The 23412-nt window shown below is 71.1% G+C and carries 21 protein-coding genes; 15 read left to right on the top strand and 6 right to left on the bottom strand.

Annotated features, from left to right (window positions below; all coding sequences use genetic code 11):
- The 3 genes from RV986_RS44610 to RV986_RS44600 form a co-directional block, all read right to left on the bottom strand.
- Positions 1-1185, bottom strand: coding sequence for an acyl-CoA dehydrogenase family protein (locus RV986_RS44610; RefSeq protein WP_475922814.1), 1185 nt, complete (start codon positions 1183-1185; stop codon positions 1-3).
- On the bottom strand, positions 1182-2159 hold the full coding sequence (locus RV986_RS44605; protein WP_475922813.1) for an NADPH:quinone oxidoreductase family protein: 978 nt from the start codon (positions 2157-2159) through the stop codon (positions 1182-1184). The genes RV986_RS44610 and RV986_RS44605 overlap by 4 nt, the downstream gene beginning before the upstream one ends.
- 86 nt (positions 2160-2245) lie before the next feature.
- Positions 2246-2848: a helix-turn-helix domain-containing protein gene (locus tag RV986_RS44600; protein ID WP_475922812.1), complete on the bottom strand. Its 603-nt coding sequence runs from the start codon at positions 2846-2848 to the stop codon at positions 2246-2248.
- A gap of 92 nt (positions 2849-2940) precedes the next feature.
- On the opposite strand from RV986_RS44600, the gene RV986_RS44595 reads away from it, so the two are divergent.
- The 5 genes from RV986_RS44595 (at position 2941) to RV986_RS44575 (ending at position 7772) form a co-directional block, all read left to right on the top strand.
- Positions 2941-3948: an NAD(P)/FAD-dependent oxidoreductase gene (locus tag RV986_RS44595; protein ID WP_475922811.1), complete on the top strand. Its 1008-nt coding sequence runs from the start codon at positions 2941-2943 to the stop codon at positions 3946-3948.
- Between the two features lie 74 nt (positions 3949-4022).
- Positions 4023-5561, top strand: a complete 1539-nt coding sequence (locus RV986_RS44590; protein WP_475922810.1) for an ATP-dependent DNA ligase — start codon at positions 4023-4025, stop codon at positions 5559-5561.
- A complete protein-coding gene (locus RV986_RS44585; protein ID WP_475922809.1) occupies positions 5558-6022 on the top strand; it encodes an NUDIX hydrolase in 465 nt (154 codons plus the stop codon). Before RV986_RS44590 ends, RV986_RS44585 begins: the two co-directional genes overlap by 4 nt.
- Positions 6023-6113: 91 nt before the next feature.
- The gene (locus RV986_RS44580) at positions 6114-7508 is read left to right on the top strand and encodes an NADP-dependent succinic semialdehyde dehydrogenase (protein WP_475922808.1); all 1395 of its coding nucleotides are present in this window, start codon (positions 6114-6116) and stop codon (positions 7506-7508) included.
- Between the two features lie 24 nt (positions 7509-7532).
- A complete protein-coding gene (locus RV986_RS44575) occupies positions 7533-7772 on the top strand; it encodes a DUF6213 family protein (RefSeq protein ID WP_475922807.1) in 240 nt (79 codons plus the stop codon).
- Between the two features lie 84 nt (positions 7773-7856).
- On the opposite strand, the gene RV986_RS44570 is transcribed toward RV986_RS44575, so the two are convergent.
- Positions 7857-8531 (bottom strand): transcriptional regulator, encoded by a 675-nt coding sequence (locus RV986_RS44570; RefSeq protein ID WP_475922806.1) that lies wholly within the window; start codon positions 8529-8531, stop codon positions 7857-7859.
- Here RV986_RS44570 and RV986_RS44565 point away from each other — a divergent pair.
- Genes RV986_RS44565 through RV986_RS44555 form a run of 3 tightly spaced genes read left to right on the top strand, consistent with a single transcriptional unit; the run spans position 8469 to position 11555 of the window.
- Complete coding sequence (locus RV986_RS44565; RefSeq protein WP_475922805.1) at positions 8469-9815, top strand: type III polyketide synthase; 1347 nt, start codon at positions 8469-8471, stop codon at positions 9813-9815. The genes RV986_RS44570 and RV986_RS44565 overlap by 63 nt on opposite strands.
- Positions 9812-11026: a cytochrome P450 gene (locus tag RV986_RS44560; protein ID WP_475922804.1), complete on the top strand. Its 1215-nt coding sequence runs from the start codon at positions 9812-9814 to the stop codon at positions 11024-11026. Before RV986_RS44565 ends, RV986_RS44560 begins: the two co-directional genes overlap by 4 nt.
- Positions 11027-11033: 7 nt before the next feature.
- Positions 11034-11555, top strand: a complete 522-nt coding sequence (locus RV986_RS44555; protein ID WP_475922803.1) for a cupin domain-containing protein — start codon at positions 11034-11036, stop codon at positions 11553-11555.
- Positions 11556-11563: 8 nt separating this feature from the next.
- On the opposite strand, the gene RV986_RS44550 is transcribed toward RV986_RS44555, so the two are convergent.
- Entirely contained in the window at positions 11564-12793 is a 1230-nt protein-coding gene (locus tag RV986_RS44550; protein ID WP_475922802.1) for an acyl-CoA dehydrogenase family protein, read from the bottom strand.
- Positions 12794-12962: 169 nt separating this feature from the next.
- Between RV986_RS44550 and RV986_RS44545 the strand changes: the two genes are divergently transcribed.
- On the top strand, positions 12963-13604 hold the full coding sequence (locus RV986_RS44545; RefSeq protein ID WP_475922801.1) for a TetR/AcrR family transcriptional regulator: 642 nt from the start codon (positions 12963-12965) through the stop codon (positions 13602-13604).
- Positions 13605-13748: 144 nt separating this feature from the next.
- Here RV986_RS44545 and def read toward each other — a convergent pair whose 3' ends face one another.
- Entirely contained in the window at positions 13749-14288 is a 540-nt protein-coding gene (gene def / locus RV986_RS44540; RefSeq protein ID WP_475922800.1) for a peptide deformylase, read from the bottom strand.
- Between the two features lie 154 nt (positions 14289-14442).
- Between def and RV986_RS44535 the strand changes: the two genes are divergently transcribed.
- The 6 genes from RV986_RS44535 to RV986_RS44510 all read left to right on the top strand — a co-directional run bounded on the left by RV986_RS44535 (position 14443) and on the right by RV986_RS44510 (position 23332).
- The gene (locus RV986_RS44535; protein ID WP_475922799.1) at positions 14443-15681 is read left to right on the top strand and encodes a DUF1727 domain-containing protein; all 1239 of its coding nucleotides are present in this window, start codon (positions 14443-14445) and stop codon (positions 15679-15681) included.
- 22 nt (positions 15682-15703) lie between these two features.
- Positions 15704-16432: a type 1 glutamine amidotransferase gene (locus tag RV986_RS44530; protein WP_101407826.1), complete on the top strand. Its 729-nt coding sequence runs from the start codon at positions 15704-15706 to the stop codon at positions 16430-16432.
- 259 nt (positions 16433-16691) lie between these two features.
- Positions 16692-17717, top strand: a complete 1026-nt coding sequence (locus tag RV986_RS44525; protein ID WP_475922798.1) for a 6-phosphofructokinase — start codon at positions 16692-16694, stop codon at positions 17715-17717.
- A 179-nt stretch (positions 17718-17896) separates the two neighbouring features.
- Positions 17897-18850, top strand: coding sequence for a cytochrome c oxidase assembly protein (locus RV986_RS44520; RefSeq protein ID WP_475922797.1), 954 nt, complete (start codon positions 17897-17899; stop codon positions 18848-18850).
- A 393-nt stretch (positions 18851-19243) separates the two neighbouring features.
- Positions 19244-20836 (top strand): DUF6777 domain-containing protein, encoded by a 1593-nt coding sequence (locus RV986_RS44515; protein WP_475922796.1) that lies wholly within the window; start codon positions 19244-19246, stop codon positions 20834-20836.
- Positions 20837-20875: 39 nt separating this feature from the next.
- Positions 20876-23332, top strand: a complete 2457-nt coding sequence (locus RV986_RS44510) for a serine/threonine-protein kinase (RefSeq protein ID WP_475922795.1) — start codon at positions 20876-20878, stop codon at positions 23330-23332.
- Positions 23333-23412 lie beyond the last annotated feature (80 nt).

Raw genomic sequence — 23412 nt, 5'->3', positions numbered from 1 at the left:
TCATCGGGTCAGGTCCTTCCACGCGACGTCCTTGTCGGTGCGCGGCTCGGAGGGCAGGCCCAGCACGCGTTCGGCGACGATGTTCAGCAGGACCTCGCTGGTCCCGCCCTCGATGCTGTTGCCCTTGGAGCGGAGGTAGCGGTAGCCGGCGTCGCGGCCGGTGAAGTCGACCAGTTCCGGTCGGCGCATCGTCCAGTCCTCGTACAACAGGCCTTCCTCACCGAGGAGTTCGACCTCAAGGCCGCTGATCTCCTGGTTGAGCCGGGCGAACGCGAGCTTCATGCCGGAGCCCTCGGGGCCGGGCTGGCCCAGGGCGAGCTGCTGGCGCAGCCGCTCGCCGGTGAGCCGGGCGACCTCGGCCTCGACCCACAGCTTCAGCAGCCGCTGGTGCAGATCGTGGGTGCGCAGCTCGGGGCGCTCGCGCCAGGTCTTCGCGACCGGGCCGATCATGCCGCCCTCGCGGGGCAGCCGCATACCGCCGATGGCGACGCGTTCGTTGTTCAGCGTGGTCTGCGCGACCCGCCAGCCGTCGCCGACATCGCCGAGGCGGCGGGAGTCGGGGATGCGTACGTCGGTGAGGAAGACCTCGTTGAACTCGGCCTCGCCGGTGATCTGGCGCAGCGGCCGCACCTCGACGCCCGGGTCGGTCATGTCGCAGATGAAGTACGTGATGCCGCGGTGCTTGGGCACGTCCGGGTCGGTGCGGGCGATGAGGATGGCCCAGCGGGCGAGGTGGGCGCTGGAGGTCCACACCTTCTGCCCGTTGACCACCCACCCTCCCCCACTCTCCCGGACGGCGCGCGTGCCGAGCGCGGCGAGGTCCGAGCCCGCGCCGGGCTCACTGAAGAGCTGGCACCAGACCTCCTCGCCGACCCACAACGGCCGCAGGAAGTTCCGCTTCTGCTCCTCCGTGCCGAAGCCGAGGATGGTCGGCGCGGCCATGCCGAGGCCGATGCCGATGCGCCGGGGGTCGTTGTCGGGGGCGCCCGCGGCCTCCAGCTCGGCGTCCACGACGGCCTGGAGGGTGCGCGGGGCGCCGAGACCGCCGAGGCCCTCGGGGTAGTGCACCCAGGCGAGTCCGGCGTCGAAGCGGGCTTTGAGGAAGTCCACCCGGTCCGTGCTCGCGGGTGGCTGCGCCGCCAGCAACTCCCTTGTGCGGTCGCGCAGTTCGGCTGCATCGGTCATGCGGCGGCTCCATTCTCCAGAGAGGGCACCACGACGACCCGGCCCGTGGTGACACCGTCGGCGACCCGCTGCACGGCGGCTCCGCCGCCGCTCAGCGGCACGCGCTCGCTGACCAGCGGCTTGATGACCCCGCGCGCGATCAGCTCGGTGAGCTGCTCGTGGCAGTGCTGGATCAGCTTGGGGTTCTTGGTGCCGTACAGGCCCCAGTGCAGGCCGAGGATCGCGTAGTTCTTGACGAGGGCGTGGTTGAGCGCCGGGCTGGGGATCGAGCCGCCGGCGAAGCCCACGACGACGATCCGGCCCTCGAAGGCGACGACCTTGGTGGACTGGGTGTAGGCCTCGCCGCCGACGGGGTCGTAGATCACGTCGGCGCCGCGGCCTGCGGTGGCCTCCTTCACGGCGGCGACGACGTCCTGCGTCCGCCGGTCGATGACGACGTCACAGCCCAGCTCCCGTGCCACGGCGGCCTTGTCGGCGCCGCCGACCACGCCGATGACGGTCGCGCCCGCCGCCTTCCCCAGCTGCACGGCCGCGCTGCCGACCCCTCCGGCGGCGGCGTGGACCAGCAGCGTCTCCCCTGCTTCGAGACGGGCCCGGCGGTGCAGACCGAACCATCCCGTCTGGTAGCCGATGTGCAGGGCGGCCGCCTCGGCGTCGTCGAGCGGTTCGGGTACGGGCAGCAGGGCCGCGGCGTCCGCGACGGTGTACTCGGCGAAACCGCCGTGCGGCAGCGCGGGGTTGGCGAGCACGCGGCGCCCGTCCTCGGTCTCGCCGCAGATCTCCACACCGGGCGTGAACGGCAGCGGCGGCCTGACCTGGTAGTGCCCGCGGCACATCAGCACGTCCGGGAAATTGATGTTCGCCGCGCGCACCTTGAGCAGGACCTGCCCTTCTCCGGGCACCGGTCGCTCCACGTTCTGGAGCTGCATCACCTGGCTCGGTTCGCCGAGCTGGTGCACTTGCCATGCCTGCATGCGGGGCCTCCACGGGACTGCTCTGTCTGACCGGGCTCCACCACATACTAAGCGGTCGCTTGCCCTTCAGGGAACAGTCGCGTCCGTCACCCGCTTCCGGAGCGGGTCGGACGCGCCCTGACGTGCATCCGCTCCCCCTGCGGCCCGAACAGGCTCAGGAACTCCACGGGCCCCTCCCCCGTCGACCCGAACCAGTGCGGCACCCGCGTGTCGAACTCCGCCGCTTCCCCCGGCCCCAGCACCACGTCGTGGTCGGCCAGCACCAGCCGCAGCCGGCCCGACATCACGTACAACCACTCATAGCCCTCGTGGGTGCGGGGATCCGGGTCCAGCTGGCGCTGCGGTTCGAGCACCTTGTACGCCTGCAGTCCGCCGGGCTGCCGGGTGAGCGGCCAGTGTGTGCGGCCGCCGCGCACGATCGGCTGGGCGCGTACGCGCGGGTCGCGCACCGGCTGCGCGCCGACCAGCTCGTCCAGGGCCACCTCATGGGCCCGGGCGATCGGCAGCAGCAGCTCCAGGCTGGGTTTGCGCAGCCCCGACTCCAGGCGCGACAGCGTGCTCACGGAGATGCCGGTCGCCTCGGACAGCCCCGCGAGGGTCGCGCCCCGCTCCTTGCGGATCCGCCGCAGCCGCGGCCCGACTCCGGCCAGGACCTCGTCCACCTCGTCCGCCGGTGCGTCCTCGCTCATACCCATACCCAGTCCCACTCCCACTCCCATGCCCATATTGCAGATTCGGCAAAGCCATTTGTCAATGTCGCACCGCACGGGCGACCGTCGCCGTGGAGGTGGTCACCGTGACCGACACAACCGACCCGCCCGGCACAACCGACCCGACCGAGGAGACCGACATGACCGAGACGTACGAGGCAGTCGTCGTCGGAGGCGGCGCGGCCGGACTGTCCGCCGCACTGGTCCTCGGCCGGGCCCGGCGCCGCACGCTGGTCGTCGACGCGGGCGAGCCGCGCAACGCGCCCGCCGCACATCTGCAGGGCTATCTGACCCGGGACGGCACGCCGCCCGCGGAGTTCCTCGCCGCGGGGCGCACGGAGATCGCGCGGTACGGCGTCGAGCTGGTCCGGGACCGGGCGGTGGACGTGTCACGGCACCGCGACGGGGAGTTCCGCCTGTCGCTCGCGGGCGGCCGGACCGTGCACGCGCGACGGCTGGTCCTCGCCACCGGGCTGGCCGACGAACTGCCGGAGGTGCCCGGCGTCGCCGAGCGATTCGGGCGGGATGTACTGCACTGCCCGTACTGCCACGGCTGGGAGGTCCGCGACGAGGCCTTCGGAGTGCTGGCCAGTACGCCGATGAGTGCCCACCAGGCGCTGATGGTCAGCCAGTGGTCGAAGGACGTGACGCTCTTCCTGCACACGGTCGCCGCGGACGAGCTCACGGCGGACGACCTGCGCCGGCTCCCCGCGGCCGGGGTCGCCGTGGTGTCCGGCGAGGTCGCCGGGCTCGTCGTCGACGGCGACCGGCTCACCGGGGTCCGGCTCGCCGACGGCACGGTCCACGACCGCTCGGTGGTCTTCGTCGGGCCGCGCGCCGTGCCCCGCACCACCCTGTTCGAGCGGCTGGGCGCCGAACTGCGGGAGACGCCGTTCGGCACGTATCCCGTGGTCGACGCGACCGGCCTGACCACCGTGCCGGGTGTGTGGGCGGCCGGCAACGCGGTCGGCTTCGCCGAGCAGGTCGTGAACGCGGCGAGCGCGGGTTACCGGGCAGCGGCCACCCTCAACGGCGAACTGCTCTTCGCCGACCTGGACGCCGCCGCGGCGCGGCGCTGAACCACCCGGGTGCGGACCGCTCAGGTGCGGACCGCTCAGGTGTGGACCGCCCGGCTCCGTAGCACCATGGCTCCATGCTGTTCGCCCGGCTCGCCCGTGTGTCCCAGGAGGTCGCCGCCACCTCGGCGCGGTCCCGGAAGACGGCCCTGCTCGCCGAGCTGTTCCGGGACGCCGAGGCCGACGACGTGCCGATCGTGATCCCGTATCTGGCGGGCCGCCTCCCGCAGGGGCGGCTCGGCATCGGCTGGAAGCTGCTGAGCGGGCCGGTCCCGCCCGCGCCCGAGCCCTCGCTCACGGTGCGGGAGGTGGACGCCCGGCTGACCGAGGTCGGCGCGGTCACGGGCGCCGGCTCGCAGGCGGAGCGCAGGCGGCTGATGGACGAGCTGCGGGCGGCGGCCACCGAGGACGAGCAGCGGTTCCTGTTCGGGCTGCTCACCGGCGAGGTGCGGCAGGGCGCGCTGGAGGCGGTCGCGGTCGAGGGGCTCGCCGGGGCCACCGGGGCGCCCGCCGCGGACGTACGCCGGGCGGTGATGCTCGCCGGTTCGCTGCAGACGGTGGCGCGGGCGCTGCTGTCGGACGGGCCCGAGGCGCTGGACGGCTTCCGGCTCACCGTGGGCCGTCCGGTGCTGCCCATGCTCGCCCACAGCGCCGCCTCCGTCTCCGAGGCCGTCGACAAGCTGGGCGCGTGCGCCGTCGAGGAGAAGCTCGACGGCATCCGCGTACAGCTCCACCGCGACGGCGACGAGGTACGGATCTACACCCGCACCCTCGACGACATCACCGACCGGCTGCCGGAGGTCACCGCTGCCGCGCTGGGGTTGAAGGAGACCCGGTTCGTCCTGGACGGCGAGGTGATCGCGCTGGACGAGGACGGGCGTCCGCGTTCCTTCCAGGAGACCGCCGGGCGGGTGGGCTCCCGCGTGGACGTGGCCTCGGCCGCGCGGGAGGTGCCGGTCTCCCCCGTCTTCTTCGACGCGCTGTCCGTCGACGGGCGGGATCTGCTGGACCTGCCGTTCGCCGAGCGGCACGCGGAGCTGGCGCGGCTGGTGCCCGAGCCGATGCGGGTGCGGCGCACCCTCACCGCCGGCCCCGGGGACATCCCCGAAGCGGAGCGGTTCCTCGCCGAGACCCTGCGGCGCGGCCACGAAGGCGTCGTGGTCAAGGCCCTGGACGCCCCCTACAGCGCGGGCCGGCGCGGTGCGTCCTGGCTGAAGGTCAAGCCCGTGCACACCCTCGACCTGGTGGTCCTGGCGGCCGAGTGGGGGCACGGGCGGCGTACCGGGAAGCTGTCCAACCTGCATCTCGGGGCGCGCACCGCGGACGGGTCCTTCGCGATGCTCGGCAAGACCTTCAAGGGCATGACGGACGCGATGCTGACCTGGCAGACCGAGCGCCTCCAGGAGCTGGCCGTCGAGGACAGCGGCCACATGGTGACCGTACGGCCCGAGCTGGTCGTCGAGATCGCCTACGACGGTCTGCAGAGGTCCACCCGCTACCCGGCGGGCGTCACCCTCCGCTTCGCCCGTGTGGTGCGTTACCGCGAGGACAAGACCGCCGCCGAGGCCGATACGGTCGACACCCTGCTCGCCGCACACCCGGAGGTGGCCCCGTGAAGGGGAAGCGCAGCGCCGGACTGCTGCTGTACCGGCACGCCGACGACGGCCTGGAGGTGCTGCTCGGCCATATGGGCGGCCCGTTCTTCGCGCGTCGGGACGCCGGGGCGTGGAGCGTGCCCAAGGGCGAGTACGAGCCCGACGAGACCGCCTGGGACGCCGCGCGCCGCGAGTTCCAGGAGGAGCTGGGCCTGCCGCCGCCCGACGGGGAGGCGATCCCGCTCGGCGAGGTCACACAGACGGGCGGCAAGATCGTCACGGTCTGGGCGATCGAGGCGGACCTCGACCCCGCGAGCGTGGTCCCGGGCACCTTCGAGATGGAGTGGCCGCCGAAGTCGGGGCGGCGCCAGGAGTTCCCCGAACTGGACCGGGTGGAGTGGTGGGGCCTGGACCGGGCGCGGGCGGTCGTCGTACCGGCGCAGGCGGCGTTTCTGGACCGGCTGGCGGAGCACTCGGAGTGAGAGTGCCCGCCACGTTGCGCCGCACCGCGCCACGCGGGAGGGTCGGGAAGCAGCCCGCTTCGGATGAACAACCCGCTCCAGGAGGTCGGCCATGCCCATCGCGACGGTGAACCCGGCGAACGGCGAGACACTCAAGACGTACGACGCGCTCGGCGCCGAGGAGATCGAGCGCCGGCTCGCGACAGCCGAAGCCACGTTCCGCGTCTATCGCACCACGCCCTTCGCCGAACGGGCGCGGCTGCTGCACCGGGCCGCCGACCTCCTGGACGAGGATGTCGACGACATCGGCCGGGTGATGAGCACGGAGATGGGCAAGCCCGTCACACAGGCCCGTGCGGAGGCCGCCAAGTGCGCGAAGTCGATGCGCTGGTACGCCGACCACGCCGAGGAACTGCTCGCCGACGAGCGGCCCGCCGATGCGGACGTCAAGGACTCCGGCGCCGCCCGGGTCCTGGTGCGCTACCGGCCGCTGGGCCCGGTCCTCGCCGTGATGCCGTGGAACTTCCCGCTCTGGCAGGTGGTCAGGTTCGCGGCGCCCGCGCTGATGGCGGGCAACGTGGGCCTGCTCAAGCACGCCTCGAACGTGCCGCAGACCGCCCTCTACCTGGAGGACCTGTTCCGCCGGGCCGGCTTCCCCGAGGGCTGCTTCCAGACGCTGCTGATCGGCTCGGGCGCGGTCGAGGGCGTCCTGCGCGACCCCCGGGTCAAGGCCGCGACGCTGACCGGGAGTGAGCCGGCCGGGCGCGCCGTCGCCTCGGTCGCCGGGGACGAGGTCAAGAAGACCGTCCTGGAGCTGGGCGGCAGCGACCCGTTCGTCGTGATGCCCTCCGCCGACCTCGACCGGGCGGCGCGGACCGCGGTGACGGCCCGGGTGCAGAACAACGGGCAGTCGTGCATCGCCGCCAAGCGGTTCATCGTGCACACGGACGTGTTCGACGCCTTCGCCGAGCGCTTCGCGGCGGGCATGAAGGCGCTGAAGGTCGGCGACCCGCTGGACGAGGACACCGACATCGGCCCGCTCTCCACCGAGCAGGGCCGCGGCGACCTGGAGGAACTCGTCGACGACGCGGTGGAGAACGGCGCCACCGTGCTGTGCGGCGGCGAGCGCCCCGAGGGCTTCACGGAGCGCGGCTGGTACTACGCGCCGACCGTCCTGACCGACATCACCCCCGAGATGCGCATCCATCTGGAGGAGACCTTCGGGCCGGTCGCCACGCTCTACCGCGCCGCCGATCTGGACGAGGCGGTGGCCCTCGCGAACGACACGCCGTTCGGGCTGAGTTCGAATGTCTGGACGCGCGACGAGGCCGAGGTGGACCGGTTCGTACGCGATCTGGAGGCGGGGGGCGTGTTCTTCAACGGGATGACCGCCTCCCACCCGGCGTTCCCGTTCGGCGGGGCCAAGCGGTCCGGCTACGGGCGTGAGCTGTCGGGGCACGGAATCCGCGAGTTCTGCAACATCACCACCGTATGGCACGGAGCGTAAGCGTTCCGCAGCTACGATCCCCCTGTGAACCGCGAAGTGACCCTGCCTCTGATCGTCGACGACCGCGGCACGTTGCAGGTGGCGGCCGCCGACGTCAGCAAGCTGCTGCGCACGGTGGGCGGCCGGTGGCTGCATCTGGTGGAGGCCGGCCAGGAGGGACTCGACGAGGACACGGTGGCGACGCTCACCATCGAACTCGCCAAGCTCGCCGACCGCATCGACGTGGCCTGCATCGCGCACAGCAGCGGGGCCGCCTCCGACTAGGGGTGCCGTGAAGGGCGCGGCTCGACGCCGTGCGCGGGCCGCCCGGGGCCGGGCGCGCCCGCCCGGCGGCCCGGCCCCGGGTTCCTAGAGGACCCGCTGGTCGAGTTCCCACAGGGCGTGCCAGAACTTCGCCTCGTAGCCCTGCAGCAGCCGCCCGTACCGCAGGGCCTCGTCCTCCGCCACCCGCCCGGCGTCGATCCCCGCCTGCACGGCCGCCAGCGCCCGCCGCTCCAGCTCCGGCGCGGGCGCGGCGAAGAAGTCGAAGAAGCCGCAGGCCTCGTCTGCGAAGCCGTAGTGGCGGCGCAGGGCATCGGCGATCGTCGCGCAATAGTCGCCCCAGGAAGCGAAGTTGGCGCTCAGCGCGAGCACCACGTCGACCGGTGAACCGTTCAGGGCGAGCCAGGCGACGTACGCGGGATAGGTCCGGCAGTCCGCCAGCGGCTCGTACGCGGGCGCCCGCTCCTCGTCGGCCCCGCAGGTCACGGCGTACACCCCCAGCCGGTCCTGAGCCAGAGCCTCACCCTCCGCGAGCATGGCGAAGAAGGCGGCGTCCTCCGGCCCGGCGTCCGGCCGCTCGGCCAGATGCAGGAAGGCGCGCCGGTCCGCGGCGACGACATGGCGCTGTTCGAGGGCGAGGGCGGCGAGCGTGGAGCGCCGTGCCGCCCCTCGGGCGATCAGCGGCAGAAGCCGGTTGGCATGGGGGTCCGGGGCGAGCTTCCTGATGGTGCGTTCCCGCAGTTCGTCGGCCGTCCGCGCCATTTCTCACTCCTTCGGTTCGGGTGTCCCGGAGCCCCTTCCCGCAGCCTCCCACGCTTTCCCCGAATTCCCCGGAATGGAGTAACCCGACGAGATATCCCCACGCTTCCGGGTGATCGTGGGTGGACCACCCCCGTGGGTGAACCACCGTGGGTGGACCATCCTTCCGCCGGGGAACGAGAGTTCCCCGGAAGGCGAAAGAAGGCGCGCTCCATGGCGACTTTGTGCAGACCTTCGGTTTCCGTGCCGGAATACGTGATCACGATGGAGGAGACGCTGGAGCTGGCGCGCTCCCGTCATGAGGACCACCCCCAGCTGCCGCTGGCACTCCGCCTGATCGAGAACACCGGTGTCAGCACCCGGCACATCGTGCAGCCCATCGAAGAGACGCTGAAACACCCGGGCTTCGAGGAACGCAACAATATCTACGAGAGCGAGGCGAAGGCCCGCGTCCCCGCCGTCGTACAGCGGGCGCTGGACGACGCCGAGCTGCTCACCACCGACATCGACATGATCATCTATGTGTCGTGCACCGGATTCATGATGCCCTCGCTCACGGCCTGGCTGATCAACTCGATGGACTTCAGCAGCGACACCCGGCAGATACCCATAGCCCAGCTGGGCTGCGCGGCCGGCGGCGCCGCGATCAACCGGGCCCACGACTTCTGCACGGCGTACCCCGACGCCAACACGCTCATCGTGGCCTGCGAGTTCTGCTCGCTCTGCTACCAGCCGACCGACCTCAGCGTCGGATCGCTCCTGTGCAACGGCCTGTTCGGGGACGGCATCGCCGCGGCCGTCGTACGCGGCAAGGGCGGCACCGGCGTCCACCTGGAACGCAACGGCTCGTACCTGGTCCCCAAGACCGAGGACTGGATCATGTACGACGTCCGGGCCACGGGCTTCCACTTCCTGCTGGACAAGCGGGTGCCCGGAACGATGGAACCGCTCGCCCCCGCGCTCCACACCCTCGCGCGACAGCACGGCTGGGACGCCTCCGACCTGGACTTCTACATCATCCACGCGGGCGGCCCCAGGATCCTCGACGACCTCAGCAAGTTCCTCGAAGTCCCGCCGGAGGCCTTCCGGTTCAGCCGGGCCACCCTCACCGAGTACGGGAACATCGCCAGCGCCGTCGTCCTGGACGCGCTGCGCCGGCTGTTCGACGAGGGCGGCGCCGAGCCCACCGCGCGCGGACTGCTCGCGGGCTTCGGCCCCGGCATCACCGCGGAAATGGCCCTGGGCCGCTGGCGCAACGCGAGCAACGGGAAGGCGGGACCGAAATGACCCAGAAGACGATCACCGGAACCCTGCCGCCCGTCCGGCACTGGCCCGCCCTCAACCTGAAGGGCGTGGAGTTCGACCCGGTCCTCACCGAGCTGATGCGGGAGGGCCCGATCACCCGGATCCAGCTCCCCAACGGTGAGGGCTGGGCGTGGCTGGTGACCCGTCACGACGATGTGCGCATGGTCACCAACGACCCCCGGTTCAGCCGCGAGGCCGTCATCGACCAGCAGGTCAGCCGGCTCGCCCCGCACTTCGTCCCGGCCCGGGACGCGGTCGGCTTCCTGGACCCGCCCGACCACACCAGGCTGCGCCGCTCGGTGGCCGCCGCCTTCACGGCACGCGGTGTGGAGCGGGTCCGCGAGAAGTCCCGTCACATGCTGGACGAACTGATCGACGAGCTGATCCAGGACGGTCCGCCCGCCGACCTCACCGAGACCATCCTCAGTCCCTTCCCCATCGCGGTCATCTGCGAGCTGATGGGCGTCCCGGCCGTGGACCGGCAGGGCATGCACACCTGGACGCAGCTGATCCTGTCCTCCTCGTACGGCGCCGAGGTCAGCGAGAAGGCCAAGGACGAGATGGGCGCGTACTTCAGGAAGGTCATCGGCACCCGGGGCGGCAGCACCGACGAGGACGTCACCTCGCTGCTGGGCGCCGCCGTGGGCCGGGACGAGATCACGCTGGAGGAGGCGGTCGGGCTCGCCGTGCTCCTCCAGATCGGCGGCGAGGCGGTCACGAACAACAGCGGGCAGATCTTCTACCTGCTCATGACCCGCCCGGACCTCGCCGAACGGCTGCGCACCGACCCGGAGATCCGCTCCCAGGCCATCGACGAGCTGCTGCGCTACATCCCGCACCGCAACGCGGTCGGGCTGTCGCGGATCGCGATGAGGGACGTGGAGATCAGGGGTGTACGGATCCGCGCGGGCGACCCGATCTATGTGTCGTACCTCGCGGCCAACCGTGACCCGCACATCTTCCCGGACCCGGAGCGGATCGACTTCGACCGCGTCCCCAATCCGCATGTGGCGTTCGGCTTCGGCCCCCACTACTGCCCGGGCGGGATGCTGGCCCGGCTGGAGTCGGAGCTCCTGGTCGACGCGCTCCTGGACCGGTTGCCCGGGCTGCGGCTGGCCGTGGAACCGGATCAGGTCCCCTTCAGGAGGGGCGCGCTGATCCGCGGCCCCGAGGCCCTGCCCGTGACGTGGTGAGCGGCCGATGAGCACGACCGAAGGACTCCTCGTCCCACCGGGTCACGGCCGGATCGTGGAGACACCCGCCCAGCATGTGACGTTCAAGGTGACCGGCTCGCACTCGCGCACGGCGTCCACCTTCGAGGTGTTGGTACCGCCCGGCTTCGACGTGGGCGCCCATGTGCACACGCGCAGCGAGGAACTGTTCTACGTGCTCGAAGGCGAGCTCGACGTGCTCGCCTTCGAGCCCCGGGTCCGTACCCCCGACAACTGGCAGAAATGGGAGTCCCGCGCGGGCAGCCGGGTGGTCCGGGCGACACCGGGCACCGTCATCGTCGTCCCCCCGGGCTGCCCCCACGCCTTCTCCAACCCCACCGAGACCCGGGCCAAGATGTTCTTCCAGGCCTCCCCGCCCCCGGACCACGAGCGCTACTTCGAGGAGCTGCTGGAGATCCTGGGGTCGGGCGGCCCACCGGACATCAAGGCGATCGAGGAACTCAGGGCGAGATACGACATCGAACAACTCACACCTCTGAAACACCGATGACGGCTTGCCTACCGAATCGGCATCCCGGAAAGCGTCCGCGCAATCACCAGCCGCTGGATCTCGCTGGTCCCCTCGAAAATCGTGTATATCGCAGCGTCGCGATGCATACGCTCCACCGGGTACTCACGGGTATATCCATTGCCACCGAGAATCTGGATCGCCTGCCCGGTGACCTTCTTCGCCGTCTCACTGGCGAACAGCTTGGACATCGATCCCTCGGCCGCGACGAACGGCCTCCCGTTGATCGCCATCCAGGAGGCACGCCACACCAGCAGACGCGCCGCGTCGATCGACGTACGCATGTCGGCCAGCTGGAAGGCGACCCCCTGATTGTCGATGATGGGCCGTCCGAACTGCTCACGCGTCATCGCATAGTCGAGGGCGACCTCGTACGCGGCGCGGGCCGTGCCCACGGCCATGGCCCCGACGGCCGGCCGCGACGCCTCGAACGTGGCCATCGCCGCGTTCTTCACCCGCTCGCCGCCGCCCGCCTTGGCACGCTCCCGGGCGCGGGCCAGCCGCTCGTCCAGCTTCTCCTTGCCGCCGAGCAGGCAGGAGCCGGGGATCCGCACGTCCTCCAGGACGACCTCGGCGGTGTGCGAGGCGCGGATGCCGTGCTTCTTGAACTTCTGCCCCTGGGACAGCCCCGGCGTGTTCGGCGGGACGATGAAGGAGGCGTGCCCCTTGGAGCCCAGCTCGGCGTCGACGACCGCCACGACGACGTGGACGTTGGCGATACCGCCGTTGGTCGCCCAGGTCTTGGTGCCGTTGAGGACCCACTCGTCCTTGGCCTCGTCGTAGACGGCACGTGTGCGCATGGAGGCGACGTCGGAGCCGGCGTCGGGCTCGGAGGAGCAGAAGGCCGCGACCTTGACATCGTTGGCATCGCCGTACATCTGGGGGATCCAGGTGCCGATCTGCTCCTCGTTGCCGTTGGCGAGGACGCCCACGGCGGCGAGGCCGGTGCCGACGATCGACAGGGCGATGCCCGCGTCACCCCAGAACAGTTCCTCCATCGCCATCGGTATGCCGAGCCCGGTGGGGTCGAAGTACTGCTGGGCGTAGAAGTCCAGGGAGTAGATGCCGACCTTCGCCGCCTCCTGGATGACCGGCCAGGGAGTCTCTTCGCGCTCGTCCCACTCGGCGGCCGCGGGGCGGATCACATCGGCGGCGAACCCGTGGAGCCAGTCACGGACCTCCCTCTGTTCGTCGTTGAGCTCCATGGTGAACTCGGCCATGTCCCCTCCAGCGATGCACTAAAGTGTTACTTGCGGTAACTGGAGTCTGTTACTGACCAGTAGGAAAAGTCAACTCCCGAGCCGCGCTCGGTAGCCCGTTCGATAATGATGCGCCGATCAGTGTTACTTTGCGCAGGCGTCACCGAATCACCACGGGTGGGGAGAGATCATGGACACCACGCAGCGGACCGATCAGCAGAGGTCGGCCGACCGCCGCCGGCGCGAGCTGCTGGAGGCCGCGGACAGAGTGGTGCTTCGCGACGGCCCCGGGGCCTCGATGAACGCCATCGCCGCCGAGGCGGGCATCACCAAGCCGATCCTCTACCGCCACTTCGGCGACAAGGGTGGACTCTACGCCGCGCTCGCCAAGCGGCACACCGACGCCCTCCTCGGAGCGCTGCGGGCCGCGCTGGACGCGCCCGCCGAGCGCCGGGAGCGGGTCGAGGCGACGCTCGACACCTACCTGGCCGCCATCGAGGCGCGGCCCCAGGTCTACCGGTTCCTGATGCATCCCTCGGACGGCTCGCCGGGCGACCAGGGGTTCGACGTGGGCAAGCACTCCGCTCCGCTGCTGCGCCGCATGGGCGAGGAACTGGCCGAGGTCATCGAGGAACGGGTCGATCTCGGACCGGACAGTCAGCAACTGGCACGCGTGTGGGGGCACGGGATCGTCGGCATGATGCATGCCGCCGGGGACTGGTGGCTCGGTGAGCGGCCCTGCACCCGGGCCGAGTTGGTACAGAGCCTGGCCGATCTGCTGTGGGGTCGGCTGGCCGCGGCGGGGAATCGGGTCGGGGGGCCCGGGTTCTGAGGTCGGTTGTCGACTGCGGGTTGTTCGTGGCTGGTCGCGCAGTTCCCCGCGCCCCTAGAAGCGGGGCGCTCAGGTCGGCGCCCCTTCAGGGGCGCGGGGAACTGCGCGCTCGGCCGAGAACAACCCGCAGCCGACCGACAGGGCTCAGCGCCCCCAAGAAGCCCGCGCAGCCTGCCGTCGCACCCGGCGGCGGCGCCACCCGCTCAGCCGGTCCACGTACACCCCGCCGTCGAGGTGGTCGCACTCGTGCTGCAAGCACCTCGCGAACCAACCGGTGCCATGCACCGACACCGGCTCCCCGTCCACGGTGAAACCCTCGACAACGGCGTGGTCGTACCGCTCCGTCCCCGCTTCCAGGCCCGGCAGCGACAGACAGCCCTCCGGGCCGCGCAGGACCACACCGTCCGTCACGACGAGACGGGGGTTCACCACGTGTCCCAGATGGCGGACGTCCTCGTCGTCCGGGCAGTCGTATACGAAGACCCGCAACGGCACGCCGACCTGGTTCGCGGCGAGACCGACGCCCTGGGCGGCGTACATCGTCGCGAACATGTCCTCGACGAGCTGGGCGAGTTCGGGACCGAAGTCCGTGACGTCCTCGCACGGGGTGCGCAGAACGGGATCGCCGTACAGAGTCACCGGCCGGACGCGCCCTCGGGTGCCGGGGATGGAGCCGTGTCGCATGGCGGCAAGGGTACGGTCCTCATGGGCGCGCGAATGTCGCGCGGGCACCGTGGAGGTGCCGCGATTCGGGCACGTGAGTGGATCTCGATAGGCTGAGGCCCACACGGTGCCGGGGGCAGAGGCGCGGCGCGTACGCAAGGAGGATCGAGAAACGATGTCAGGCAACTCGGACCCGCTGACGCCGCGGGCCAAGCTGGCCGTGACGGCGGGCAAGGCGGCGGCCGCCGTCTCGCGGGCCGCCGGACGCGGCAGCGGATCGGTGATCGGCGGCCGGGTGGCACTCAAGCTCGACCCCGACCTGCTGGCCAGGCTCGCCACCCACCTGGACGTGATCCTGGTGTCGGCGACCAACGGCAAGACCACGACCACCCGGCTGATCGCGGAGGCGCTGCGCGCCGCGGGCCCGGTCGTGTCCAACGCGCTGGGCGCCAACATGCCGGCCGGCATCACCTCGGCGCTCGCCGGAGGTTCGGACGCGAAGTACGCGGTCATCGAGGTCGACGAGAAGTACCTCTCCGGTGTCGCCCGCGACACCGACCCGAAGTGCATCGCACTGCTCAACCTCTCCCGCGACCAGCTCGACCGGGCCGCCGAGACCCGGATGATGGCCGAGCACTGGCGCGAGGGCCTGGCCGGGTCCAAGGCCGTCGTGGTCGCCAACGCCGACGACCCGCTCGTGGTGTGGGCCGCTTCCTCCTCGCCGAACGTCCTGTGGGTGGCGGCCGGTCAGATGTGGAAGGACGACGCCTGGTCCTGCCCGTCCTGCGGCGGTGTGATGCAGCGCCCCGGCGACGACTGGTTCTGCAACGACTGCGGCTTCCGCCGTCCGACGCCGACCTGGGCGCTGTCCGGGGACCACGTCCTCGACCCGCACGGCTCCGCGTGGCCGATCCATCTGCAGCTGCCGGGCCGGGCCAACAAGGCGAACGCCGCCTCGTCGGCCGCCGTCGCCGCGGTCTTCGGGGTGCCCCCGCAGGTCGCCCTGGAGCGCATGTACCAGGTGCAGGCGGTCGCCGGACGCTACGACGTGGTGCAGTTCATGCAGCGCGACCTGCGTCTGCTGCTCGCCAAGAACCCCGCGGGCTGGCTGGAGACGTTCTCCCTGATCGATCCCCCGCCGACCCCGGTCATCCTGTCCGTGAACGCGCGCGGCGCCGACGGTACCGACACCTCCTGGCTGTGGGACGTCGACTACACCCGTCTGACCGGGCACCCGATCTTCGTGCTCGGCGACCGCAAGCTCGACCTCGCCGTACGTCTAGAGGTCGCCAACCAGTCCTTCCAGGTCTGCGAGAACCTCGACCAGGCGGTGCAGCTCGCCCCGCCCGGTCGTATCGAGGTCATCGCGAACTACACCGCTTTCCAGGATTTGAGGCGTCGTGTCGGCAACTGAGCAGCCACGGAGGACGAAGAGAATGAGTGACAACAGCCTGCGTCTGGTGTGGATCTACCCGGACCTGCTGAGCACCTACGGCGACCAGGGCAACGCCCTCGTCGTGGAGCGCCGGGCCCGCCAGCGCGGTCTCGACGTCGCCCGTCTCGACGTCCGCAGCGACCAGCCGATCCCGACCTCCGGCGACATCTATCTGATCGGCGGCGGCGAGGACCGGCCGCAGCGGCTGGCCGCGGAGCGGCTGCGCCGCGACGGCGGTCTGCACCGCGCGGTCGGCAACGGCGCGATCGTCTTCTCGGTGTGCGCCGGCTACCAGATCCTCGGCCACGAGTTCATCAACGACCTCGGGCAGCGCGAGCCCGGCCTCGGCCTGCTCGACGTGGTCTCGGTGCGCGGCGAGGGCGAGCGCTGCGTCGGCGACGTCCTCGGAGACATCGACCCGCGGCTGGGCCTGCCGCAGCTGACCGGCTTCGAGAACCACCAGGGCGTCACCCACCTGGGCCCCACCGCGCGCCCGTTCGCGCAGGTACGGCTCGGCAAGGGCAACGGCACGGGGGACGGCACCGAGGGCGCGTACAACGACACGGTCTTCGGCACCTACATGCACGGTCCCGTGCTCGCCCGCAACCCGCAGATCGCGGACCTGCTGCTGAAGCTGGCGCTCGACGTGAACGCGCTGCCGCCGATCGACGACCGCTGGTACGAGGCCCTGCGGGGCGAGCGCATCGCCGCGGCGCAGCAGCCCGCCTGAAGCACCCCGGCAAGCGGCCGCTCAGCCCGCGCAGGACAGCCACAGGGCGCGCTTGAGGGATACCTCAGGCGCGCCCAAGGCATGTTCGGCACGGTGTGCGCAGGGGCCCGCCTGACCGCCTCTCCGCTCACTTGTGCGGGCGAGTCCACCAGGCGGACGCCCGCTACGGCACCACCCCATCCCGCCGGTAGGGTGACCGGGACTCCAGCCGGACAGCGTGGTCCGGTCCCCGGCCCACGTTGAGAAGGTATTTCGGGCTATGCGCATTGGTGTCCTCACGTCCGGCGGCGACTGCCCCGGCCTGAACGCCGTCATCCGGTCCGTCGTGCACCGCGCCGTCGTCGACCACGGCGACGAGGTCATCGGCTTTCGGGACGGCTGGAAGGGGCTTCTGGAGTGCGACTACCTGAAGCTCGATCTCGACGCGGTGAGCGGCATCCTCGCTCGCGGCGGCACCATCCTGGGTTCCTCCCGGGTCCAGCCCGCGCAGCTGCGTGACGGCGTGGAGCGGGCCAGGGGCCATGTCGAGGAGCTCGGCCTCGACGCGATCATCCCGATCGGCGGCGAGGGCACGCTGAAGGCGGCCCGGCTGCTCTCGGACAGCGGTCTGCCGATCGTCGGCGTGCCGAAGACCATCGACAACGACATCGCCGTCACGGACGTGACCTTCGGCTTCGACACGGCCGTCGGCGTCGCGACCGAGGCCCTGGACCGGCTGAAGACCACCGCCGAGTCCCACCAGCGGGTGCTGATCGTGGAGGTCATGGGCCGCCACACCGGCTGGATCGCGCTGCACTCCGGCATGGCGGCCGGCGCGCACGCCATCGTCGTACCGGAACGCCCCTTCGACATCGAGGAGTTGGCCGCGAAGGTCGGCGAGCGCTTCGAGGCGGGCAAGCGGTTCGCGATCGTCGTCGCGGCGGAGGGCGCGAAGCCCCGCGAGGGCACGATGGACTTCGACGAGGGCGGCAAGGACGTCTACGGGCACGAGCGCTTCGCGGGCATCGCCCGGCAGCTCTCCCTCGAACTGGAGGAGCGCCTCGGCAAGGAGGCCCGTCCGGTGATCCTCGGACACGTCCAGCGCGGCGGGACGCCGACGGCGTACGACCGGGTGCTCGCCACACGGTTCGGCTGGCACGCGGTGGAGGCGGCGCACCGGGGGGAGTTCGGCAAGATGACGGCGCTGCGGGGTACCGACATCGTGATGGTGTCGCTCGCGGAGGCCGTGGAGACGCTGAAGACGGTTCCTGAGGAGCGGTACGCGGAAGCGGAGTGCGTGCTGTAGGTCGTCGGGTGCCGGTTGTGTGTGGCTGATCACGCCCACGCGGCGGAGCCGCGGGATGTCAGAGCCCCACACCCCTGGAAGGGCACACCGCACCGCCCCCGGTGACATCCGTCGCCGGGGGCGGTTCTAGTCTGGTGCGGACAGACAGCGCACAACCTGTACGAAATGGGAGCCGGCGGATGGACCACAGCGGGCACGGCACGACCATGGATCTGCCGCCGTTCACGCTGGGACGGGGGCTGGAGTGGTCGCCGGACCCGTTCTTCCTCGTCGCCTGCCTGGTGGGCCTCGGTCTGTACGGCTGGGGAGTCGTACGGCTCGCGCGCCGCGGTGACAAGTGGTCGGTCGGCCGGAGCATCGCCTTCGTCCTCGGTGTACTGACCGTGATGCTGGTGATGTGCACCAGGCTGAACGACTACGGCATGGTCATGTTCAGCGTGCACATGGTCCAGCACATGGTGATCAGCATGCTGTCGCCGATCCTGATCCTGCTCGGGGCGCCGATCACGCTGGCCCTGCGCGCCCTGCCGGTGGCCGCGACGCGCGGCAACAAGGGGCCGCGCGAACTGCTGCTGATGTTCCTGCACAGCCGTTACATGCGGATCATCACGCACCCGGCGTTCACGATCCCGCTGTTCATCGCGAGCCTGTACGCGCTGTATTTCTCCCCCATCTTCGACTTCCTGATGGGTTCGAAGACCGGACACATCGTGATGATGTGCCACTTCCTCGCCGTCGGCCTGGTCTTCTTCTGGCCGATCATGGGCGTGGACCCCGGACCGCACCGGCCGGGCTATCTCCTGCGGATGCTGGAGCTGTTCGCGGGCATGCCGTTCCACGCGTTCTTCGGCATCGCGCTGATGATGGCGTCCGCGCCGATGGTCGACACGTACAAGAACCCGCCCGCCTCACTCGGCATCGACGCGCTCGCCGACCAGACCTCCGCGGGCGGCATCGCCTGGGCGTTCAGCGAGATCCCCTCCGTCCTCGTGCTGCTCGCCCTGCTCTTCCAGTGGTACGGCTCCGAGCAGCGGCAGGCCAAGCGCACCGACCGGGCCGCGGACCGCGACGGCGACAAGGAACTCGACGCGTACAACGCCTATCTGGCCTCACTCAACGCACGCGGCCGCTGAATCACCTTTCGTCCACCGGTCACCTTTCACACACCGGTCACCTTTCGCATGTCCGTCACCTTTCGCATGTCCGTCACCTTTCGCACGCCCGTCACCTTTCGCACGCCCGTCACCTTTCGCACGCCCGTCACCTTTCGCACGCCCGTCACCTTGCAGGTGCTGGCTCACCTTTGCACGCTGAATTAACTTTGCAATTCGCCTTGCGTGAAATGCTTTTCGGTTCAGTAGCATGGGAGGACAACGGGGGAAACCGCAGGGGGAGCGGTCATGTCAATTGGCGTATCCATGCAATGGGCGGGGATTTCTGCCGCCCGAAGGCTCGCTCTACTGCTGGTTTCCGTACTGATAGTCAGCGGGTGCAGCAAATCCGATCAGTTGTTCGTAGTGCGGGCCGTGGCGGCGAGGGTTTCCTCGGTCGCCCCCTTCTTCAAGGAGGACGGCGCGCTCGGCACGGACATCAAGCTGCGCGAAGCCCGGCCGAGCGGTGGCGTGCAGGCCAGCAACAGTCCCGGGCTGTACGGCGGCGCCCCGGACGGCGACAACGGCAGCGGTTCACCGACGCCCGAGCCCGGCACCGGCATCTTCGGTGGCTCGACGCAACCCGGAACCTGCGCCGTGGCGAAGTTGAAGAAATTCCTCACCGACCCCAAGAACTCGGCGAAGGCCCAGGAATGGGCGCGTGTGCTGAAAATCGGCACCGACGACATCCCAAGGTATATCGATCAGCTCACACCGGTCGTACTGCGTCACGACACTCTCGTGACGAACCATGACTACGAGAACGGCAAGGCTGTTCCGTACGCCGCTCTGCTACAGGCCGGAATCGCCATTCTGGTCGACCAGCAGGGGCTGCCCGCCGTGAAGTGCTCGTGCGGCAATCCGCTGCGCCCCTTCGAGGGAAAGGCCGCGAAGACCGACGTGCGGTTCAAGAACGGCAACAAGAGGTGGGCGGACTACCGACAGGACCGCGTCGTGGTGGTCGAGCCGCCGCCCGGGGACCACGAGATCCGCAAGCTCCAGCTCGTCGACGTCCACAACCCCGACCGCGGGATGGCCCGTCCACTGGGTACGAAGGGCAATCACGACACACCGTTCAGCACCCGGCAGCAGCACGCCGTACCGGCCGTCACGGGCCTGACGTTCGCCGAGGCGAACCGGCACCTCACCGACGCGGGGCTGGGCATGACGTACGACGGCGACGCCCTGCCTGCCGACGACGCCCGGGTGACCGCGGCCCGGCCGGCCGAGGGCAGCGAGGTCGCATGGGGCACATCGGTGGTCCTGTCCGTGCAGTCCGACACCCAGTCCGACGGCGATGGTGACGGGACGACACCCTCGGATTCCGGCGGCACGACCACGGACGGTCCGACCATCGGTGGGACGGACGGGTCCACGGACGGTTCCACGGACGGGTCGGGCTCGGGTTCGACCGGGTCGGGTTCGACCGGGTCGGGTTCGAGCCCCGGTACGCCGCCGACCTCGTCCGGCGGATCGTCCGACGGCTCGTCCGGACCCTCGTCCAGCGAGTCGTCATCGGGGGGCACCCCGCCCTCGGGCGGCGACACCGGCTCCCCCACGACACCCGGTTCGATCGGTGGGACCGACGGCGGGGTGGTGGGCGGGACCGACGGTGGGACTGATGGTGGGGCCGACGGTGGGACTGACGGCGGGACTGACGGCGGTGCGGTCGGGGGAAGCAACGGCGGGACGGTCTCGACGTCCCCGACGGACAGCACTCCGTCGAACACGCCGACCAGCGTCGACCCGATCACCCCCTCGGCCTCCGCCCCGACCGAAACGACGAGCAAGCCGACGAGTAAGCCGACGGCCGGGCCTGGCTCGACCGAGCCCACCGTGAGCAGCGCACCGCCGCCGAGTGAGCCCGCCGCAGGCGACCCCGCCCCGGCCGATCCCGGCACCGGCGACTCCCCGCCGGGCGATCCCCCCGTGAACGGCTCCGGCGGACCCACCGAGAGCACGGCCTGACCCGTGTACGACAACACGCGGAACCCGGGGAGCGACCGGATGGCAGCAGGATCGGCGCAGTCGGAACCGGGCCGGATCATCGGCGGCCGGTATGTGCTCCTGGAGCAGGTCGGCTCCGGCGGGATGGGCCATGTCTGGCTCGCCCGCGACCCGCGGCTCGACTGCGATGTCGCGCTCAAGGAGATCAGGCTCCGTGACGTTCCGGAGAGCGGTGAGGAACTGGAGTCACGCATCGCGCGCGCCCGCGCCGAGGCACGGCACGCGGCGGTGCTGCGCGGCCACCCGCACGTGGTGACCGTGCACGACGTCCTGGAGCACGAGGGCCTGCCGTGGATCGTGATGGAGTACGTGGCGGGCGCGGAGGACCTGCGGGCCTGGCTCGCCCGGCGCGGCCCGCTCGCCCCCGACCAGTGCGCCCGCCTCGGCCTCGCCGTGCTCGACGCGCTGACCGCCGGACACGAGCGCGGCATCATCCACCGGGACGTCAAACCCGCCAACATCCTGCTCGCCCCGGACCGCACGGGAACCCCCGGCGCCCGCATCCTGCTCACCGACTACGGCGTCTCGGTGCAGCCGGACTCCCCCGAGACCCGCTGGACCAGGACGTCGGTCCTGGTCGGCACGGCCGGCTATCTGGCACCGGAGCGGGCCCAGGGCGGGCAGCCGACCGCGGCGGCCGACCTGTTCTCGCTGGGGTGCACCCTGTACTTCGGTGTGGAGGGCCGCGGCCCGTTCGACCGCGACAGCAATATCGGGGCGCTCGCCGCGGTGGTCACGGAGGAGGCGCCGCCCTCCCTGCGGGCCGGCGCGCTGGGGCCGGTGATCGAGGCGCTGCTCGTCAAGGATCCCGGTCGGCGGATCTCCGCGGAGCGGACAGCGGCGGCCCTGGCCCGGATCGTCCTGCCCGAGCCCCATCCGCCGACCCAGGTCGACACCGGCTCACAGCCGCCGTGGGCGGGGCTGGTCACCTCCGACGCGCTCGGTGGTCCGGCGCCGCCCGGCCGGGGTTCCGGCGGCCCGCCCTCGGACCACGGCTACGCGACGCCGCCGGTGCGGAACCAGAACCCGTCCACCGCACGGGATCAGGGCCTCACCGGCCCGGCACACGACCAGGGCCCGGCCGCTCCGAGCCGGGAACAGCGCCTCGCCGCCCCGCCGTGGGGCCAGGGCCCGGCCACACCCGGCCAGGAGCGGCGCCTCGTCGACCCGGCATGGAACCAAGGCCCAGCAACCCCCGGCCGGGAACAAGGCATGGCCGCCGCCGGCCGGGATCAAGGCCTGGCCGCTCCGAACCGGGAGCAGAGCTCGGCCGGCCCCGGCGCCCCCGCCCAGGACCGGGGCTTCGCCGCGCCGGGCGTGTACGTCCCCACGGCCGACGCCTCGTACGCGTCGGCGGCCCACCCGGCATACCCGCCCACGGCGCAGTCCTCCGGTGCCCGCGCCGCCGTCGCCGCGACCGCTCCTGCTCCTGCTCCTGCTCCTGCTCCTGCTCCTGCTCCTGCTCCTGCTCCTGCTCCTGCTCCTGCTCCTGCTCCTGCTCCTGTCGGCGGGTACACCCCCGCGCCCGGCGTCCCGGCCGGGTACGCCCCGCAGCCCGGCGGCGGCTTCGGTCCGCCCTGGTACGGCGGACCGGCCACCCCCGTCCCCGGTCCCGGCAGGGGACCGCGCAGGCGCACACTCCTCCTGCACGGGGTGGCCGCGCTGCTCCTCGCGCTGTCGCTGACCGCGGGTGTGGTCTGGGCCGTGATCTGGTACGGCAGGACACACACGACCGTGGCACCGTACGGCACCACGGTCGGGCTCTCCGTACCGCTCAAGAAGGGCGACTGCGTGCTGAGCGACCCGTCCCCCGCACCCTCGACGGGTACGCCGCGGCTGCAGCTGGATCCGAGCTGCGGAGCCCTGCGGCCGGACGGGCAGGTGATGGAGCTGTACAAGGCCCGTTCCTTCGAGGACGCCGACAGCAACGGCGCCGTGCAGTGCGCGGAGCGGACGAAGGACACCGCGGACCGGCTCGCCTGGCATGTGCAGAGTCTGGCCGTGGTGCCCACCCGCGAGGGCTTCGACGCCGCCGGCGGCAATGTGGCATGTCTGCTGGTCGGAAAGCACGGACCGGTGTACGGCAGGCTCGGAGACCTCCGTCCGTACGGGATGACGTTCGAGGACGCGACCCAGATGCAGCGGGACGACTGCCTCGGGCACGTCCGCGGGGACGGGCGCGAATACACCCACTACGAGTTCGTGGCCTGCGACAAGGTCCACCTGGAGAAGGTCGTCGGGATCACGCACCTGACCACCCTCAAGACCGACGCGGAAGCCGACGACGCGGCGAACGCGCAGTGCCGGACCGACGCCCCGCCGGAGAAGAACGGCTATCCCGCCGACAGGTACATGAGTCATGGTCTGCGCAGCACAGGACTGTGGAGGAAGGGGTACTACCTGGTGGTCTGCAGCGTCGAGCGGCTGGACAAGACCCCCATGCAGGGAGGCGAGTAGTCCGCCCGGCCCTGGCGAACCGCGTCCTGTCGGGTGAAAATGGGCGCAGTCCACGGCCCGTGTCGCGGACCCCGCCGGGA

It is taken from the genome of Streptomyces sp. RLA012 (assembly GCF_056270325.1).
Note: the sequence above shows the minus strand (reverse complement) of the source record. Positions and strands in the feature narration are given on the sequence as shown.

Excerpts from the sequence above, each read along its gene's own strand:
- RV986_RS44610 (WP_475922814.1), bottom strand. The coding sequence starts at position 1,185 with ATGACCGATGCAGCCGAACTGCGCGACCGCACAAGGGAGTTGCTGGCG.
- RV986_RS44605 (WP_475922813.1), bottom strand. The coding sequence starts at position 2,159 with ATGCAGGCATGGCAAGTGCACCAGCTCGGCGAACCGAGCCAGGTGATG.
- RV986_RS44600 (WP_475922812.1), bottom strand. The coding sequence starts at position 2,848 with ATGAGCGAGGACGCACCGGCGGACGAGGTGGACGAGGTCCTGGCCGGA.
- RV986_RS44590 (WP_475922810.1), top strand. The coding sequence starts at position 4,023 with ATGCTGTTCGCCCGGCTCGCCCGTGTGTCCCAGGAGGTCGCCGCCACC.
- RV986_RS44580 (WP_475922808.1), top strand. The coding sequence starts at position 6,114 with ATGCCCATCGCGACGGTGAACCCGGCGAACGGCGAGACACTCAAGACG.
- RV986_RS44565 (WP_475922805.1), top strand. The coding sequence starts at position 8,469 with ATGGGGGTCCGGGGCGAGCTTCCTGATGGTGCGTTCCCGCAGTTCGTC.
- RV986_RS44570 (WP_475922806.1), bottom strand. The coding sequence starts at position 8,531 with ATGGCGCGGACGGCCGACGAACTGCGGGAACGCACCATCAGGAAGCTC.
- RV986_RS44560 (WP_475922804.1), top strand. The coding sequence starts at position 9,812 with ATGACCCAGAAGACGATCACCGGAACCCTGCCGCCCGTCCGGCACTGG.
- RV986_RS44555 (WP_475922803.1), top strand. The coding sequence starts at position 11,034 with ATGAGCACGACCGAAGGACTCCTCGTCCCACCGGGTCACGGCCGGATC.
- RV986_RS44550 (WP_475922802.1), bottom strand. The coding sequence starts at position 12,793 with ATGGCCGAGTTCACCATGGAGCTCAACGACGAACAGAGGGAGGTCCGT.
- RV986_RS44545 (WP_475922801.1), top strand. The coding sequence starts at position 12,963 with ATGGACACCACGCAGCGGACCGATCAGCAGAGGTCGGCCGACCGCCGC.
- def (WP_475922800.1), bottom strand. The coding sequence starts at position 14,288 with ATGCGACACGGCTCCATCCCCGGCACCCGAGGGCGCGTCCGGCCGGTG.
- RV986_RS44535 (WP_475922799.1), top strand. The coding sequence starts at position 14,443 with ATGTCAGGCAACTCGGACCCGCTGACGCCGCGGGCCAAGCTGGCCGTG.
- RV986_RS44530 (WP_101407826.1), top strand. The coding sequence starts at position 15,704 with ATGAGTGACAACAGCCTGCGTCTGGTGTGGATCTACCCGGACCTGCTG.
- RV986_RS44525 (WP_475922798.1), top strand. The coding sequence starts at position 16,692 with ATGCGCATTGGTGTCCTCACGTCCGGCGGCGACTGCCCCGGCCTGAAC.
- RV986_RS44520 (WP_475922797.1), top strand. The coding sequence starts at position 17,897 with ATGGACCACAGCGGGCACGGCACGACCATGGATCTGCCGCCGTTCACG.
- RV986_RS44510 (WP_475922795.1), top strand. The coding sequence starts at position 20,876 with ATGGCAGCAGGATCGGCGCAGTCGGAACCGGGCCGGATCATCGGCGGC.